General features: G+C 62.0%; 2 protein-coding genes. Both read right to left on the bottom strand.

Annotation, left to right across the window (positions count from 1 at the left end):
• Positions 1–106: 106 nt before the first annotated feature.
• Positions 107–730 (bottom strand): high frequency lysogenization protein HflD, encoded by a 624-nt coding sequence (gene hflD, locus ACIOVB_RS27435; protein ID WP_187678472.1) that lies wholly within the window; start codon positions 728–730, stop codon positions 107–109.
• On the bottom strand, positions 727–1,648 hold a 922-nt coding region (mnmA, locus tag ACIOVB_RS27430), incomplete at its 5' end, for a tRNA 2-thiouridine(34) synthase MnmA (RefSeq protein WP_401272268.1). The genes mnmA and hflD, both read right to left, overlap by 4 nt.

The raw sequence follows: 1,648 nt of genomic DNA, 5'->3' as shown, positions 1-1,648 counted from the left end.
GCAACGAAATGGGGCGCGTATCATACATGAAAAAATCCGCCGGTCCGTTGCCAACTGACCGGCGTATTACGCGTTACAGACTACAAAGCTTTTATTGCGCGGCGATTTACTCGCTGCGCATCAACGGGTACAGCTCTTTGAGCAGCTTGCGGCGGCTGACCACCAACTGCCAGCGATGGCCGCCGAGTTGACGCCACAGGCGCGCCGAACGGATGCCGGCGAGCAGCAAGGCGCGGATTTTCGATGCGTTGCTCGGCTGCTGCAGGTTGCGCATGTCGCCATGCACTTGAATCCGCTGGCGCAGGGTGCTCAGAGTGTCCTGATAAAGTGCGCCGCACGCGGCAACCACGTTTTCGTGGGCCGGGCCGAAGTGCTCGACCTGCGACTGGATCTGCGGCAAGCGCTTGCCGATCGTGTCGAGCAGGTCGCCACGTTTGGCCAGTTGGCGCTCAAGACCGAGCATCGACAGGGCATAACGCAGTGGCTCGCGCTGCAAGGTGCTTGGGTCGCGTTCAAGTGCGCCGATCAGCGCCCGGTAACCTTCACGCAGGTTGATATCGTCGCCGCCGTACACGTCCAGCGTGTCTTTCGGGTCGCGCACCAGCAGGCTGCCGAGCATGCAGCTCAGGCCGGCCTCGTTGGTCTGGCCAGTCTTGGCGATCCGGTCAACCAGTACGGCCGCGAGAAACACGCCGCCCAGCGCCGTCAGTTGCTCCTGAGTCGGGCTCATGCCTGACCGCTCCACGGCTCGGCGACTTCGATCACACCGCCACCGAGGCAGATTTCACCGTCATAGAACACCACCGACTGGCCCGGCGTGACCGCGCGCTGCGGCTCGTCGAACACGGCGCGGTAACCGCTCGCGGTTTTTTCCAGAGTGCAGGCCTGATCGCTTTGGCGATAGCGCACCTTGGCGGTCAAGCGCAGCGGCTGGCTCAGGTCGATCGGGTTGACCCAATAGATTTCCGAAGCGAGCAGGGCGCTGGAGAACAACCACGGATGGTTGTTGCCCTGGCCGACGATCAGTTCGTTGGTATCAAGATCCTTGCGCAGCACGTACCACGGCTCGTCGCCGGCATCCTTCAAGCCGCCGATGCCCAGGCCCTGACGCTGACCGATGGTGTGATACATCAAGCCGTGGTGACGGCCGATGACTTCGCCTTCGGTGGTCTTGATCTCGCCCGGTTGTGCCGGCAGGTATTGCTTGAGGAAGTCGCTGAAACGCCGCTCGCCGATAAAGCAGATCCCGGTGGAATCCTTCTTCTTGGCGGTGGCCAGCTCGTATTTCTCGGCAATTGCGCGCACTTCCGGTTTTTCCAGTTCGCCGACCGGGAACAGCGTCTTGGCGATCTGTTCGCCGCCGACGGCGTGCAGGAAGTAGCTTTGATCCTTGTTCGGATCAAGGCCTTTGAGCAGTTCGGTGCGGCCATCGATGTCGCGGCGGCGCACGTAGTGGCCGGTGGCGATCAGGTCGGCGCCGAGCATCATGGCGTAGTCGAGGAACGCCTTGAACTTGATTTCGCGGTTACACAGGATGTCCGGGTTCGGCGTGCGCCCGGCTTTGTATTCGGCCAGGAAGTGCTCGAACACGGTGTCCCAGTACTCGGCGGCAAAGTTGGCGGTGTGCAGCTTGATGCCGATCTTGTCG

The sequence above is a fragment of the Pseudomonas sp. NPDC087639 genome (genome assembly GCF_044743385.1).
In the GTDB taxonomy this organism is placed as follows: Bacteria; Pseudomonadota; Gammaproteobacteria; order Pseudomonadales; family Pseudomonadaceae; genus Aquipseudomonas.
The sequence above is the reverse complement of the archived record's forward strand: the minus strand, read 5'-3'. Positions and strand labels throughout refer to the sequence as shown.

What these genes read in the sequence shown, in the direction of transcription:
- hflD (WP_187678472.1), bottom strand. Translation starts at nt 730, where the DNA reads ATGAGCCCGACTCAGGAGCAACTGACGGCGCTGGGCGGCGTGTTTCTC.